Source organism: Corynebacterium sp. ES2794-CONJ1 (assembly GCF_025660615.1).
GTDB lineage: Bacteria > Actinomycetota > Actinomycetes > Mycobacteriales > Mycobacteriaceae > Corynebacterium.
The window spans coordinates 74443-88449 of the sequence record NZ_JAOTIM010000002.1 but is presented as its reverse complement, the minus strand read 5'-3'; the positions used below and the strand labels follow the sequence as shown (position 1 = coordinate 88449).

Annotated in this window: 14 protein-coding genes; 13 read left to right on the top strand and 1 reads right to left on the bottom strand. The window is 53.4% G+C overall.

The features are described 5' to 3' along the window. The first annotated feature begins 86 nt into the window (after window positions 1–86). The 3 genes from N7326_RS02755 to N7326_RS02745 all read left to right on the top strand — a co-directional run bounded on the left by N7326_RS02755 (window position 87) and on the right by N7326_RS02745 (window position 3004). Window positions 87–1049, top strand: coding sequence for a glycosyltransferase family 2 protein (locus N7326_RS02755; RefSeq protein WP_263088109.1), 963 nt, complete (start codon window positions 87–89; stop codon window positions 1047–1049). A gap of 165 nt (window positions 1050–1214) precedes the next feature. After that, window positions 1215–2306 (top strand): NDP-sugar synthase, encoded by a 1092-nt coding sequence (locus tag N7326_RS02750; protein ID WP_259077179.1) that lies wholly within the window; start codon window positions 1215–1217, stop codon window positions 2304–2306. A gap of 398 nt (window positions 2307–2704) precedes the next feature. Further along, on the top strand, window positions 2705–3004 hold the full coding sequence (locus tag N7326_RS02745) for a WhiB family transcriptional regulator (protein WP_310470282.1): 300 nt from the start codon (window positions 2705–2707) through the stop codon (window positions 3002–3004). Window positions 3005–3177: 173 nt separating this feature from the next. Here N7326_RS02745 and N7326_RS02740 read toward each other — a convergent pair whose 3' ends face one another. Next, on the bottom strand, window positions 3178–3624 hold the full coding sequence (locus tag N7326_RS02740; RefSeq protein WP_259077766.1) for a metallopeptidase family protein: 447 nt from the start codon (window positions 3622–3624) through the stop codon (window positions 3178–3180). 89 nt (window positions 3625–3713) lie between these two features. Here N7326_RS02740 and N7326_RS02735 point away from each other — a divergent pair, with 89 nt between their 5' ends. From N7326_RS02735 to N7326_RS02690, 10 genes are all read left to right on the top strand, one after another. Next, complete coding sequence (locus N7326_RS02735; protein WP_263088108.1) at window positions 3714–4142, top strand: DUF3499 domain-containing protein; 429 nt, start codon at window positions 3714–3716, stop codon at window positions 4140–4142. A gap of 130 nt (window positions 4143–4272) precedes the next feature. Continuing rightward, on the top strand, window positions 4273–5649 hold the full coding sequence (locus N7326_RS02730) for a phosphomannomutase/phosphoglucomutase (RefSeq protein WP_259077177.1): 1377 nt from the start codon (window positions 4273–4275) through the stop codon (window positions 5647–5649). Window positions 5650–5652: 3 nt separating this feature from the next. Then, window positions 5653–6645: a hypothetical protein gene (locus tag N7326_RS02725; RefSeq protein WP_259077176.1), complete on the top strand. Its 993-nt coding sequence runs from the start codon at window positions 5653–5655 to the stop codon at window positions 6643–6645. A gap of 43 nt (window positions 6646–6688) precedes the next feature. After that, complete coding sequence (gene manA, locus N7326_RS02720; RefSeq protein WP_259077763.1) at window positions 6689–7885, top strand: mannose-6-phosphate isomerase, class I; 1197 nt, start codon at window positions 6689–6691, stop codon at window positions 7883–7885. 79 nt (window positions 7886–7964) lie between these two features. Further along, window positions 7965–8315 (top strand): hypothetical protein, encoded by a 351-nt coding sequence (locus tag N7326_RS02715; RefSeq protein WP_259077762.1) that lies wholly within the window; start codon window positions 7965–7967, stop codon window positions 8313–8315. A gap of 28 nt (window positions 8316–8343) precedes the next feature. Continuing rightward, window positions 8344–9012 (top strand): dTMP kinase, encoded by a 669-nt coding sequence (locus N7326_RS02710; RefSeq protein WP_263088107.1) that lies wholly within the window; start codon window positions 8344–8346, stop codon window positions 9010–9012. A gap of 119 nt (window positions 9013–9131) precedes the next feature. Then, window positions 9132–9806: an MtrAB system response regulator MtrA gene (gene mtrA, locus N7326_RS02705; protein WP_259077174.1), complete on the top strand. Its 675-nt coding sequence runs from the start codon at window positions 9132–9134 to the stop codon at window positions 9804–9806. Next, window positions 9806–11419 (top strand): MtrAB system histidine kinase MtrB, encoded by a 1614-nt coding sequence (gene mtrB, locus N7326_RS02700; RefSeq protein WP_396124706.1) that lies wholly within the window; start codon window positions 9806–9808, stop codon window positions 11417–11419. Before mtrA ends, mtrB begins: the two co-directional genes overlap by 1 nt. A 17-nt stretch (window positions 11420–11436) precedes the next feature. Next, window positions 11437–13164 (top strand): MtrAB system accessory lipoprotein LpqB, encoded by a 1728-nt coding sequence (gene lpqB, locus N7326_RS02695; protein ID WP_263088106.1) that lies wholly within the window; start codon window positions 11437–11439, stop codon window positions 13162–13164. Between the two features lie 276 nt (window positions 13165–13440). Continuing rightward, complete coding sequence (locus N7326_RS02690) at window positions 13441–13944, top strand: ComF family protein (RefSeq protein ID WP_259077172.1); 504 nt, start codon at window positions 13441–13443, stop codon at window positions 13942–13944. The last annotated feature ends 63 nt before the right edge of the window (window positions 13945–14007 follow it).

Here is a 14007-nt window from a genome sequence, read left to right as displayed (position 1 = left end):
CGAGATTTAATAATGGTGTTGAGTTTAGCCGACGCGACACGCCGCGAGTACCCGACGGGCGGGTTCGGGCACTAAACTTAGGCCTTGTGAATGAGCCGATTGCAGTAGTGACAGTGACGTTTTCCCCAGGGGTATATCTGAAGCGATTTATCGACTCCCTTGAATCGGCCACAAGCGACGGTTATGAACTCATTCTGGCCGATAATGGGTCTGTCGACGGGGCGCCTGAGCGCGCTGCAGCTGACAATACGAGGATCACTTTCCTGCCCACTGGCGGAAATCTCGGCTATGGGAGCGCCATAAACGTCGCCTATGAGCATCTGCTCACGCTTCGTGAACGCCGTGAACGCCGTGAACATGATGAACGCTCCGAACACAGAGATATCAACCACAGAGCAATCAACAGCGAGTATTTTCTCATTTCTAACCCAGATGTGGAATTTCAGCCAGGTAGCATCGACGCTCTGCTTAACTGCGCCCGTCAGGCGCGGGAGCGGGGAGAAAAAGTGGCTGCTGTCGGGCCTCTGATTAGGCAGCTGGATGGGACGGCGTATCCCTCGGCACGTGCGATCCCGACATTATCTAATGGGATCGGACATGCCCTCTTTGCCTCTATGTGGCCCGATAATCCATGGAGTAGAGCTTATCGGAATAATGCAGTCATGGATCGGCAGCGAGAAGCTGGGTGGCTGTCGGGTTCTTGTTTGCTGGTGAGCTTCGATGCCTTTGCAGAGGTCGGTGGTTTTGATGAACGGTACTTTATGTATATGGAAGATGTGGATCTAGGCGATCGCTTCGCGCGTGCAGGCTATGTCAATATCTTTTGCCCCGACGCCGAAATAACGCACGCAGTAGGGCATGCGGCAAGCAAATTGCCTGAGAAGATGTTGCCAGCACACCATGATTCGGCTTATCGCTTCCAAGCTGATCGGCATCCAGGTTTCGCAAATCTGCCGATTCGATTTGCCCTGTGGTTGGGTTTAAGGCTGCGATCAATAATTATGGTTCAGGCTGCGCGTCACCGCCGCGATGGTGTCGATGGTGGGTAGCATAGCCATGATAACGCTAGAAAGGCTTCTCCTTTCAAGCCTTGGATCAAGGCTTGGTCTAGTGCTTGGTCTAAGGCTCGGTCTGCAGCGGGTGGTCGCGCGTTGCTGGGATATGGGCGGATGCAATTTTTTAGCGTTGAAGAACAATGAGGAGGTTTGAGGAACGTGGATGGATCGGCGGGATGGGGCGAGACAACCGATGCTGTTGTTCTTGTCGGCGGCAAGGGTACCCGGTTGCGTCCTTTGACGACGCACACCCCAAAGCCTATGCTGCCAACGGCAGGAGTGCCGTTTCTCGCACACCTTCTGGCTAGAATTAAGGCCGCAGGGATTACCCACGTCATCTTAGGAACCTCCTTCAAAGCCGAGGTTTTTCAAGAATATTTCGGTACCGGCGAAGAGTTTGGTCTAGAGATTGAGTATGTCTTTGAGGAAACCCCACTTGGAACGGGTGGCGGTATCCGCAATGTCTATGAAAAACTGCGCCACGACAATGTCATCGTTTTCAACGGTGACGTCTTAGGTGGCACAAATTTGGAGGCCATTCTCGAGGCTCATAGAGCTAAAGACGCCGATCTCACCATGCACCTCGTTCGAGTGTCGGATCCACGGGCGTTTGGATGCGTGCCCACAGACTCCGCTGGTCGAGTGTTGAAGTTTTTAGAAAAAACTGAAGACCCGCCAACAGACCAGATCAATGCTGGCTGCTATGTGTTTAAAAAAGAAATCATCGAGCAAATACCGCCCAATAGAGTCGTGAGTGTGGAGCGCGACACCTTCCCTTTGCTTTTGGAGCAAGGGCGAAAATTTTACGGATTTGTCGATACCGCGTACTGGCGAGATATGGGCACCCCGGACGATTTTGTGCGCGGATCCTCTGACTTGGTGCGCGGAATCGCTTATTCGCCACTCCTGGCAGGTAAAAATGGGGAATCCCTGGTTGATCCTTCAGCGCTCGTGCGAGAGGGCACGCTTTTACTGGGTGGCACAGTCATTGGGCGCGGTACCGAAGTGGGAGCCGGGTGCCGTTTAGATGATGTGGTTGTTTTCGATGGAGTCACCATTGAACCTGGTGCAATCATTGAGGATTCGATCATTTCACACGGGGCTCATATTGGCGCCAACGCCCGCATCAAAGGTTGCGTTATCGGTGAGGGTGCTCAGATCGGTGCCCGCTGTGAGTTGTTAACGGGGATGCGGGTATGGCCCGGAGTGGTCATTCCTGATGGTGGAATTCGTTTTTCCTCCGATAGTTAGAGCGGTCGCTGCAGTAGCGCTGCCTATTCGAGGAGCACTAATTAGTGCTATGGCCTGATGCTATGGCCGGGTGTTTTTTAAGGGTACTTGCGATAATTATTGGGGGTAGGCACAAGATGTGGTACCCCCATAGTGACCCCCGCGATGCGCCGGCATGTTAAAGCTGTGGCGTGTGTGATCTATGAACTGCATAAATCAAAATGCTTCGCAGGAGATGCGCTCTTTAGCTTGACGACATCTTGTGTCACCGTGTTGAATCTCAAGTATGTTATTTGCCAGGCCTCGCTTCGGCGCATACGCAAAGAATTGTGCTATGTAGGCGCAAGTCTCTCCGCGTGGCGAATATACGCATAAACCGTTAAAGACTTATTGATTTACTATGAGCAAAGGAGGCTGGCGTGGAAGATTTCGCTGGCAACGCCGCGCCTCATCCCCGCTCGCACCGCGATCTCGGCCTCGATTCTCTATTCGACGCCATCGAACAAGAGTGGCAGGAACAGGCACTGTGTGCTCAAACCGATCCTGAAGCTTTTTTTCCCGAAAAGGGTGGATCTACCCGCGAAGCAAAGCGTATTTGCCAAGCATGTGAAGTGAAAGATGACTGCCTCGAATACGCTCTCGCCCACGATGAGCGATTTGGAATTTGGGGTGGACTCTCGGAACGTGAACGCCGCCGCTTAAAGCGAGAGATTAGTTAGACGCCACCCCATATGCTCTCGTGAAGAGAACTAACGGTGCACACATCCAATTTAAGCCTCCACACCCTCGTATACGAGGCAGGGGGCTATTATTAACTCTCCATTGAGGTGTCTTCAAAGAATCTCGAGGGGTACCCCATATCTATCTATAGGGGTCGAAAGTGCTTGAGGCCTCACAGGGGAAGATCATCCGGGGTGAGGTTGAGATATTCGGCGACGAGTCGACGAAATATCGTTGTCAGTACTTCATTAAGTTCTAGACGCGAATCTACACGCTGCTCAATTGGCATGCGGAAAAGCACAATTCTCGCTCTGGTCGCATGGCCGTCGCGATCCACGCCCGCCGAAATCAGGCGTGCTAGGGGTACAGGCCCATCGGCCACGATATCGCGTGGAAAGGCCTGAAAATCAGTATTCAACCGCATCCGAGGAATAATGTCCACCGCGATATCTAACATGCTTAGCTGGTCGAAATAGTGTTCCTGAAAAGGGGCGTAGGCGTTTAAGATATCAGCATCAAAAAGCTCGCGGCGGTTCCGAAATCGGGGCAGCGCGGGCGGCAAAAGCGGACCGCGAACGCCATGTCCGTGTCGATCGCGTCGAATTTTTCCCTGGTGCATACCGTTTAGGGTATCGGGATCGAGCTTCTGGATGCTAAGGGCGCGCCGTAGGATGAAAAAGCTCAAGTAAAGGATTAGACTTGCCAGTTGTGAATCAGATTCGTCGTTGCTCTCGCCCAGGCTGCGGTCAGGTGGCCGTAGCGACGTTGACCTATGCCTATGCACACTCCACCGCCTATGTCGGTCCCCTCATTGCCAACAGCGATCCGCATTCCTGGGACCTATGCGAGCGACACGCCGCTAAAATTACTGCTCCAAAAGGCTGGGAGATGGTGCGCGTTGATGCCCCCGAGATTGGCGAAGATGATCTGACCGCCTTAGCTGAGGCTGTCCGAGAACAAGGCAGGCTGCAATCTGGTTTATTACAAGAGGCTCAACTCAATCAATCTCCAGGGGCCGAATTGGCTCCACACCATCCAGCCAAACGTAGTAAAGCAAAGGCTGCCGAAAAAGCACAGCGCAGAGCTCACTTATCTCTCGTGCCTGATGCCGAAGACACGAGCAGCGACGCGGATTAAGCAGATTCAGAAAATTCTTAGCCTAGTGAAGAACTAGCGCACACTCTCTGCGCATCGTAGAATGGTGGATTGTTTTTAATCGCTTGCGATTAGTCATCGCGCCCTAGTCTTAAGAAATCAGGTCCACGTTATGCGCTCCCGGGAATCTATTGAGGCTGTGATCAAGGCTTACGACGTCCGCGGGGTCTACGGTGAAAGCCTAGACGCCCACCTCGTTAAGGATATCGGTGCTGCCTTTGGATACCTCGTACGTACAATGGGCCAGGAGAAAATCGCGATCGGTTACGATATGCGTCCTAGCTCCCCTGAATTATCTCGTGCATTTGCCGAAGGTGCAGCAGAACAGGGTATAGACGTGGTGATCGTGGGGCTCAGCTCCACTGATCAATTATACTTTTACTCGGGGCACTACAATTTAGCTGGTGCAATGTTTACTGCATCCCACAACCCGGCCCAGTATAACGGCATCAAAATGTGCCACGCTGGAGCGAAACCGGTAGGCCAAGAGTCCGGTCTAGCCGATATTACCGAGATGCTGCTCGAAGGGATTCCTCCCTACCATGGTCCTCTAGGGGCCATCGACACAGAAGATTGTCTCGAGGACTACGGCAATTACCTCAAAGGCCTGGTGGACCTGAAGGATATACGCCCCCTGACGGTAGCCGTAGACGCAGCCAACGGTATGGCGGGCTTAACGGTGCCGGAGGTTTTCTCCTCTCTTCCCATCGACATTAAACCTCTCTACTTCGAACTCGATGGAACCTTCCCTAATCACGAGGCGAACCCCTTAGACCCGAAGAATCTCGAGGACTTACAAGCTTTTACTCCGAAGGTTGGCGCAGATATCGGGCTTGCCTTTGATGGGGACGCCGACCGGTGTTTTGTCATCGACGAAAAGGGACAATCAGTGAGCCCTTCCGCCATTTGTGCACTTATTGCCGAGCGCTATCTCGAGCGGTACCCGCAAGCAACCGTGATCCACAATGTCATTACTTCCCGTTCGGTGCCGGAGATTATCGCCGAAAACGGGGGGAGAGCAGTGCGCACCAGGGTGGGACACTCCTTTATTAAGAAAATAATGGCAGATGAGGGAGCTGTATTCGGTGGTGAGCACTCAGCGCACTACTACTTCCAAGAATTCTTCCATGCTGACTCCGGTCTACTTGCCGCCCTCCACGTTCTCGCGGCTTTGGGTTCCACCGATCAGTCGTTGAGTGAGATGATGGCCAAATATCATCGCTATCACGCCTCTGGGGAGATCAATACTCGCCTGAGTTCCGCAGCTGAACAGCAGCAACGCACGCAGGCAGTCCTCGAGGCCTTCGCCGAGCGGATTGCTGCGGTTGATGAGCTCGACGGAGTTAGCGTCTTTTTAAAGGATTCGCCAGCCTGGTTCAATATTCGTGCCTCCAATACAGAGCCCCTGTTGCGGCTCAATGTCGAAGCCCCCACAGCACAAGAGGTTGATAGTCTGGTAACAAAGATCCTTCAGATTATCAGGAGCTAACACATGTCGGACTACGATCCGCTCGCCGTCGCCTTTTACGATATCGCCCACGAAGGCGCCTATCTACGCGCACTCGCATCGGCTATCGAAGAAGGAGTCCAGCTGGCAGCGGAGAATAATCCTCGGCCGACCTTAGCCACGTTCGTCGGAATGCGACCGCGCAGCGTGGTCATAGTGACTGACCATTCGGTTGCCAGAGAGTGCGCCTTATTGGCCGTGAGCTTCTTTAACCCGCTGCCGTGCCCTGTTGTTGTAGTGGACCATATTCCCGGATATATTGGCGCGCTGGACGTGGTGATCATCCTTAGCAATGGGGGCCTTGATACTCCCGACAGCGCGCGCCATGTCAATCAGCTGCTCGCCCGAGGGATCGATGTGGTGCTTGCTGTCGATGCCCACTCTCCGCTGCTTGCCGACGTTGCCCCCGGAGCTATTATCATCCCCACCGTGCCCACACACGAAGGTCTGAGTCTGATGAGACTGACGGGTACAGTTATGGCACTCTTTGAGTTGGCGGATTCTGAGGCGCTGATTGTCGCACAGAAATTCAAAGATCTGGCCGATGGTATCGATGCCGAGTTGCAGGCATGTTCACCTCAACGCGACCGTACGGAGAATCCGGCTGTAGCTTTAGCGGATCTATCCGGTTCCATTATTCATACAACACCTTCTACAGAGCAACCAGGCGATTATGAATTAGTCCAGCTTATCGCCACATTGTGGACATCATATGGGCGGGTAAGTGCGGCTCTGGGAGCCGCAGATATGCAGCTAGCCGCTGGATATAGAGCAAGAAACCGTGAGCGACCAGTCAAAGATATCTTCTATGACCCGTTCCTTGATGATCCTGTCACAGCTCCAACACTGACAACCATCATGTGGAATGCAACCGACGAAGTGGGCGCCGGGGTCGTTACAGAACGTGTTACCGAGCGTGGTCTCGCAGCTCAATTGCAACTGAGCGTCAGAGCCTATGCTGCTACCGTGTACTTTTAAAATCCTTATCATCTAACGAGACGGAGAATCCTACCCTATTATGATGCTGCCCTTAGATCCTCCCACCCAGGCGTACCCGTGGGGTTCACGAACCCTCATTGCTCAACTCAGAGGAGAAACAGAGCCAAGCAAACACCCAGAGGCGGAACTCTGGTACGGCGCCCACCCCGCACTCCCGGCGCGAGTCGACGGGCAGAAACTGGATGAACTTATTGCTGAGGACCCCGCGGCTCATCTAGGTGTAGATATAGCGGAGAAGTTTTCTGGCGAGCTACCTTATTTGCTGAAAATCCTAGCCGCAAATGAACCGCTGTCTTTGCAGGCGCATCCATCTGCACACCAAGCCCGCGAAGGCTTCGAGCGGGAAAATGCCAGTGGTATCGATATCCGTGATCCGCACCGTAATTACCGCGACCCACAACCAAAACCGGAACTCTTAGTCGCACTGACAGAATTTCACGCGATGGCGGGCTTCCGACCGCTGAAATTAACAAGAGAATTGCTTCAAGCCTTGGCATGTCCGGAGCTAGACCGCTATCTAGCGATATTAGGTGACGATGATAGCACTCCAGAAGAGACAGGCTTGAGAGGACTATTTACCACCTGGATCTCCATCCCAGCTCCAGCCCGCCGCACCCTCATTGCAGCGATCGTAGAACGAGCCCGAGCATTTATCCGGGACATGGAGAACCACCCAGTGGAAGAAAATACCTGGATGGTTGACGCCGCGAGAAATATTGTCAATCTCCATGAGCACTACCCAGGTGATGTGGGAGTGCTGGGTGGTTTACTCCTTAATTATCTCGTTCTGCAGCCCGGGGAGGCTATCTTTCTGGACGCTGGAAATCTCCATGCATACTGCCGTGGGATGGGAGTTGAAATCATGGCCAACTCCGACAATGTCTTGCGTGGTGGCCTCACATCTAAACATGTGGACGTTCCAGAATTGGTCAAGGTGCTGCGCTTTGAGTCTCTAGCAGAGCCTACGCTCAGAGATCGTGACGGGCGCTACGAGGTCAATCTTGATGCCTTCGATTTACACCGCTTTGATATCGTCGACACGCGCACAGTATCTCTGAGCGGTCCACGCATCGTTCTTTGTACGCAGGGCGAAATAACAGTTGGTAACGGAGACGCCGAGCTAGATTTGACACCCACTCAAGCAGTGTGGATCTCAGCGGCTGACCCTTGCGAGATTAAGCTGACCGGGTCTGGGCAGGTATTTGTCGCCCGAGCCTAGAAGGGCTTGATAATGCGATCGACTACGACTACAAATCAAGATACAAATAGGTACCAGCTCGATGCGGAAGGACGTTGATATGCACGCGTGGGATCATGAAATCTTCAATGAAGAAGTGGTCACTTCTTTCCTTGACGAGCTTGCTATGCTGGACGAGTCTGAGATCGCGAGCAATATTCACGATGCAATTCTCCTAGGGCTCGATGACCAAGGCAGTGATGATGAGTTCATTATTGGACTCGCCGCCGCAACGATCGTGGCTATTTGGGCTTCGGCTCCTTATACCGATGGGGAAGTGGTAGAACACTATCCTTTTATACGAGAGCTTATCGGTCATGGTGATGAGGAGCTTCGTGAAAGCGCCAGCTCGATTCTCGAATTAGCGGAAACCGATCTTGATCTCGATGTCTATACTGAGGCGCTGACCTAGAGTAACCCAGGAGAGAATGGAACGCTAGATGATTATTGCGATTGAGGGTATCGATGGGGCCGGAAAGAATACCTTGGTGAAACGGTTGCGGAACGCCTTCGATGCAGACACCCTCTCTTTCCCCCGCTACCAAGACTCCATACACGCACAGCTGGCGCAGCGGGCGCTTCATCATGATCTTGGGGACGTTGCCGACTCTATTAATGCTATGGCGGTACTTTTCGCTCTCGATCGTGCAGAGGTCAAAGACTATATAGCTTCATATGCATACGACCCCCGCCGCGTATTGATCCTCGACAGGTATGTCGCTAGTAACGCTGCCTATAGCGCGGCGCGTAGCCTAGACGAAGCACTTGTAGAGTGGGTGGCAACCTTCGAATTCATAGAGCAAGGGTTGCCCGTACCTGATCTTCAAATATTATTAGCTACATCACCTGAGCTCGCCCATGAGCGCGCTCACCACCGTGCTCGCACCGATACTGACCGTGCGATTGATAGCTATGAGGCCGATCGTGGTCTGCAAAATCGTACCGCCGCCACCTATCGACGATTAGCGCAGGAAAATTGGTATTCCCCATGGTTGATCATTGACGGACAGTACAATCACGCGGAGGTTGAAGCCCAAGTCCGTGAAAAGCTACCCGCTTGCACCAATCTCACCGAATATATGCGACCACAAACTCAACCCCGAGACTAGTGTTGTTGCTCGCTTAGCTCTAACATTATCGGTACGACCTCTCATCTGCTCAACAACCAAACAACTGAATTCTCGCTGCACCGCCTGCAGGCCGCTGGGGTGAGAAGGAAAAGAAGAAGATGGCCCATAAGATTCTCGTAGTCGATGACGATCCAGCGATCTCAGAAATGCTCTCGCTAGTGCTCGAAGCTGAGGGCTTTGACAGCGTGGTAGTCAACGATGGTGCTCAGGCGGTAGATACTTGCTACCGGGAGAACCCCGATCTAATCCTGCTCGACCTCATGCTGCCGGGGATGAATGGTATCGATATCTGCCGTGCAATTCGCCAGGATTCTGCCGTGCCTATCGTGATGCTGACCGCCAAAACCGATACAGTCGACGTAGTTCTCGGTCTCGAATCGGGAGCGGACGATTATATCCCCAAGCCGTTTAAAGCCAAAGAGCTGGTGGCTCGCGTGCGCGCTCGTTTACGCGGCGCAGCAGATAAAACTCATGACTCTGTACATATCGCGGATCTCTATATTGACGTCAAAGGTCATACCGTCACACGTGGCGGCGAGGAGATTTCCCTAACACCCCTGGAATTTGATTTGCTCTCGGAACTAGCTTCAAAACCCGGAGAGGTTTTCACACGCGAAGAATTGCTACAGAAAGTGTGGGGATATCGGAACGCCTCCGATACGCGCCTGGTGAATGTACACGTCCAGCGCTTGCGCGCCAAGATCGAAAAAGACCCCGAAAATCCGCAGATTGTCCTAACCGTGCGCGGTGTGGGTTATAAGACTGGCGACTAGTGAAGCTACGACCCTTTATTAAAAAGTTCCGGAGCAATCACCATCGACTACGGTTTTGGATCGCCGAAAGCTGGCGCACCTCGCTACAATACCGCCTGATCACCACTATCTTGGCGTCCTCTTTGGTGGTAATGCTGGGATTGGCCTATATTTTGGTCTCTATAGTGACCTCCAAGCTGATTCAGGCAAAACTGGATATCGCTGATGCTGAGATCGAGCGAGCGCGGATCGCGGTAGAGCAACAAATCGAGGCAACCTCAACAAGCTCAAGTGTGCAGGTACGTCTCAATGCGGCGCGAGCAGCGCTAACCTCGCGATCGATTAACTCACCGGATTCACAGACTGCATACGAGCCAGTACTACTCGTGGAGGGCCCCGACGATTCAATTGTGGTTGCCCCGGAGGCGTATCGCATCCCGGAACGGCTGCGATCATTTGTTTCCCAAGGCCAAGTATCATATCAATTTGCTACCATTTCGCGTGCCGACGGCACCAGCTATCGGGCGATGATCATTGGCACGCCAACTCAATCTGATATCCCGAATCTGCAGGTTTATCTGGTGCTATCAATGGAGGCTGAGCGCGCTACGCTATCACTACTGCGCGGCGTTTTCGCTGCAGCAGGCCTAGTCCTTGTGGTTCTTATGATGGGTATCACGTGGCTAACAATTCGCCAGGTTATAGCACCAGTTCGAGCGGCCAGTCGCATTGCTGAACGCTTTGCCGCTGGGCATCTACGAGAACGCATGATTGTTGAAGGCGAGCACGAAATGGGGCGATTGGCGGAGAGCTTCAATACCATGGCAGCTTCGCTATCGAAGCAAATCGATCAGCTGCAAGAATATGGCAGCCTACAGCGCCAATTTACCTCTGACGTGTCCCACGAGCTGCGTACTCCCTTAACGACAGTGCGCATGGCAGCTGATATGATCCAGTCTCATAATGAGGAGTTAAGTCCCGCAATGCGGCGGGCCAGCGAACTGATGGTCAGTGAACTCGATCAATTCGAGGCACTGTTGAACGACCTCCTGGAGATCTCTCGCCATGATGCGGGAGTAGCTGAGCTCGCAGAATCGACCATCGATATGCGGGCCTGCGTCAAGGGTGCCTATGAATATACGTCGCATCTAGCAACCGAACTTCATGTGGACGTTGAATTCGATCTTCCCGATGCGCCCGTGCAAGTGGTGTGCGACCCGAGGCGCATCGAGCGTATCTTGCGCAATCTCCTAGCAAACGCCATCGACCACTCCGAGGGGAAACCGGTAACGGTAGCGATCGGGGAAAATGCGCAGGCCGTATCGGTGACCGTGACAGATCACGGTGTTGGACTCAAGAGCGGTCAGGAAGACTTGGTTTTCAATCGATTCTGGCGAGCGGATCCGGCGCGCGTGCGCCATTCAGGGGGAACTGGACTGGGCTTAGCCATTTCACATGAGGACGCGGTTCTCCATGGTGGCAGTCTCGAGGCCACCGGATTCCCAGGTGCTGGCTCATGCTTTCGCTTAACTATTCCCAAGCTACCGGGTGAGGGTTATGGTCAAGACCCACTACCCCTTCGCATTGACATCCCAGATGCCTCCGAACGCTTAAATGCCGTAGCGGACCTTTGAAAGACGAGTTCTCATTTATGTACGTCAAGAATCCCTGTGGGCTAATCTTCGTAGTTGTCTCGATCAGCGCGTTGACTGGGTGTGTGACCCTTCCCTCGACGAGTGAACCGCAAGCACTACGGAGTCTTAGTAGCCAAACTCCCACCCAAGAGCCCGGGCCAATACTAGGACGTGAACCTGATCTCCTCGTACGTGATTTCTATGCTGCAAGCGCGAATCCCAGCCAAAATTACCAACAGGCTCGACATTATCTCACCGCCTCCTTTGCCCAAAAGTGGGCACCTCAGCCGATTATTACGGTATTAGATCGCATAGATATGTCGAGTAATATTGCCCGCGACACTAACAAACTCTCTTATACCATTACCGGTACTGTGGTAGGCACCATCAGCGAAGGTGGGGCGTATAATCCGCAGCGTAGCGACTATCGTGCGGACGTTGAACTGGTGCGAGTCGACGGCCAGTGGCGAATTTCAAATAGCCCCAACGAGATTGTGGTGGAACGTACTGAACTGCGCAATCGTTACCTTACCCAAGCAATTTTCTTCTTCAATCCCGCAGGCGATACCCTTGTCGCCGACCAACGCTGGGTATATTCCGGCTCCAGCTCTCTGGGATCGGCTCTCATTAGCCTCATTATCGCAGGCCCCTCGAAGGCTCTCAGCCCAGGAGTCCTCGATCAAATCCCCGCCACCGCCAGTTTTGTCGGGATTGACAACGGCATCTATCAGCTCGCCGGTTTTGCCGAATTTGATGATGATGCCCGTCACCGACTCGCTGCCCAGCTCGTGTGGACGCTTGCCACTGCAGGGATCGCGGGACCGTACCGTTTCGATGTTGACGGGGTCCCATTGCTGACTGCCGAGGGAGACGCCAATCTTACCGTGGACGATTTCCCTGAATTCAACCCGCAGGCCGCCCGAGCCTCATCCGCAACTATGTATGCCCTGACCGGTGGCTCCATTTCCCAAGTATCTGCTGGCCAAGAAAGTCCGGTTACCGGCCCATTAGGCACACTCAATGATATTGAATCCTTCAATATTTCCGCCCAGAGCAAAACTGTCGCACTCGTGCGCACCAATGGCTCTGGCGATCTTAAACAATCCCAGTTGCTCATCGGGGATATTGACGGAGCCCTGACCACCGTCGCTGAAGCTCGCACGTTTACCCAACCCACTTTCGAAAATAAGGGCAAAGCCTTGTGGGTGGTGGCAGATGGTAATTCTATTAAGCGCATTGCACGTTCGGAGAGTAGTAAAGAAAGCGCACTGATCGACGTCGACATTGCTGATCTCGATCTCAACGACAATAGCCCCGATATATCTGCTTTCGCTTTGTCTAATAACGGCGTACGCGCGGCTTTTATTATTGATGGCTACGTTTATATTGCTACAGTTTCCACCCCGCGTGCAGGAGAGCGCAAGCTCAGTAACCGCTATGAGATCCTCCAAGTGGCTCGCGGTTCAGCGGTATCACTCGATTGGGGTCCTGAGGGCACCCTGTATGTGGGGACTTCGGGTAGTGATACTCCCGTGTGGCGTGCCGAACCCGACGGATCCTCAGCGCTGGCACTGTCTTCCGGCAATATAGTAGCGCCGGTAGTCAATCTCAGTAGCAACCAATCGGCCGTATATATCACCGACGCCCGCGCAAGCTTGCAGCTGTCAACTACTGGATCGGCAACCTATTGGCGCGAGATCCAAGGTTTAGAAGGCGAGCGCGCTGTGACGGTGATTCCTCAATAGAAGTAATCCCCCCTCCTCCATATTGGGGAATCGGGGGCCCCCGATTCCCCAATACGGAGAGGCACTATGCTTAGCAACTCGGGGTTGCGACCACTATGGTTACAGGTGAAGGTCGGTTGTTGAATATCTGGTGAGCTAATTCCATAAGTTGGGAGCTGCGCGGTGCTCTTGCCCCTTAGAGAGCTGTTCTTACCCAAAGAGTGTGTGGGATGCCGGCACCCAGGGGTTATTGTGTGCTCAGAGTGCGAACAGGTCTTTCGGAGTATCCCAAGCCCCGTGTCCTTGCGAATCGACCCCCAGGTGCCTACTTTCTCCTTGGGGCCTCTCGGTGGAGTGCGACGGCGAACGATTATCCAGATCAAAGAGCGCGGGCGTTATGATGCTATTCCTTTCCTCGGAGCTGTGCTGCGCGCGAGTGTTGAGTATTTATATGTCTGCGGACATTTGCCGGAGCCGGTCATACTAGTGCCGGCGCCCACGAAGCGCAGTTCGGCGCGTAAACGGGGCGGAGACCCGGTGCGGCGCATATGCCAAGCCTCGGGGATGGAGGTGGCCGATTGTTTGTACTTGAGGGAATCAACACAGGAATCGGTGGGGCTTTCGGCGACACACCGTGCTCGAAATATGCAGCGCGCTGTGGCCTTAAAAAGCCAGCTCAAAGGAAATGTTGTGGTGGTCGACGACGTGTTGACCACAGGAGCTACAATGCGGGCCTCAGTGAATGCTCTGAGTTGGGCGGGCGCAAATGTATACGGAGTTCTGGCGCTCAGTCATGCCTAGCTGCAGAGGCAGAAAAGGTTTGGCGCGATGACTATGACGCGATGTATTATTAATAATGAAGTT

Excerpts from the sequence above, each read along its gene's own strand:
- N7326_RS02740 (WP_259077766.1), bottom strand. The coding sequence starts at position 3,624 with ATGCACCAGGGAAAAATTCGACGCGATCGACACGGACATGGCGTTCGC.
- N7326_RS02730 (WP_259077177.1), top strand. The coding sequence starts at position 4,273 with ATGCGCTCCCGGGAATCTATTGAGGCTGTGATCAAGGCTTACGACGTC.
- N7326_RS02725 (WP_259077176.1), top strand. The coding sequence starts at position 5,653 with ATGTCGGACTACGATCCGCTCGCCGTCGCCTTTTACGATATCGCCCAC.
- manA (WP_259077763.1), top strand. The coding sequence starts at position 6,689 with ATGCTGCCCTTAGATCCTCCCACCCAGGCGTACCCGTGGGGTTCACGA.
- N7326_RS02715 (WP_259077762.1), top strand. The coding sequence starts at position 7,965 with ATGCACGCGTGGGATCATGAAATCTTCAATGAAGAAGTGGTCACTTCT.
- N7326_RS02710 (WP_263088107.1), top strand. The coding sequence starts at position 8,344 with ATGATTATTGCGATTGAGGGTATCGATGGGGCCGGAAAGAATACCTTG.
- mtrA (WP_259077174.1), top strand. The coding sequence starts at position 9,132 with ATGGCCCATAAGATTCTCGTAGTCGATGACGATCCAGCGATCTCAGAA.
- lpqB (WP_263088106.1), top strand. The coding sequence starts at position 11,437 with ATGTACGTCAAGAATCCCTGTGGGCTAATCTTCGTAGTTGTCTCGATC.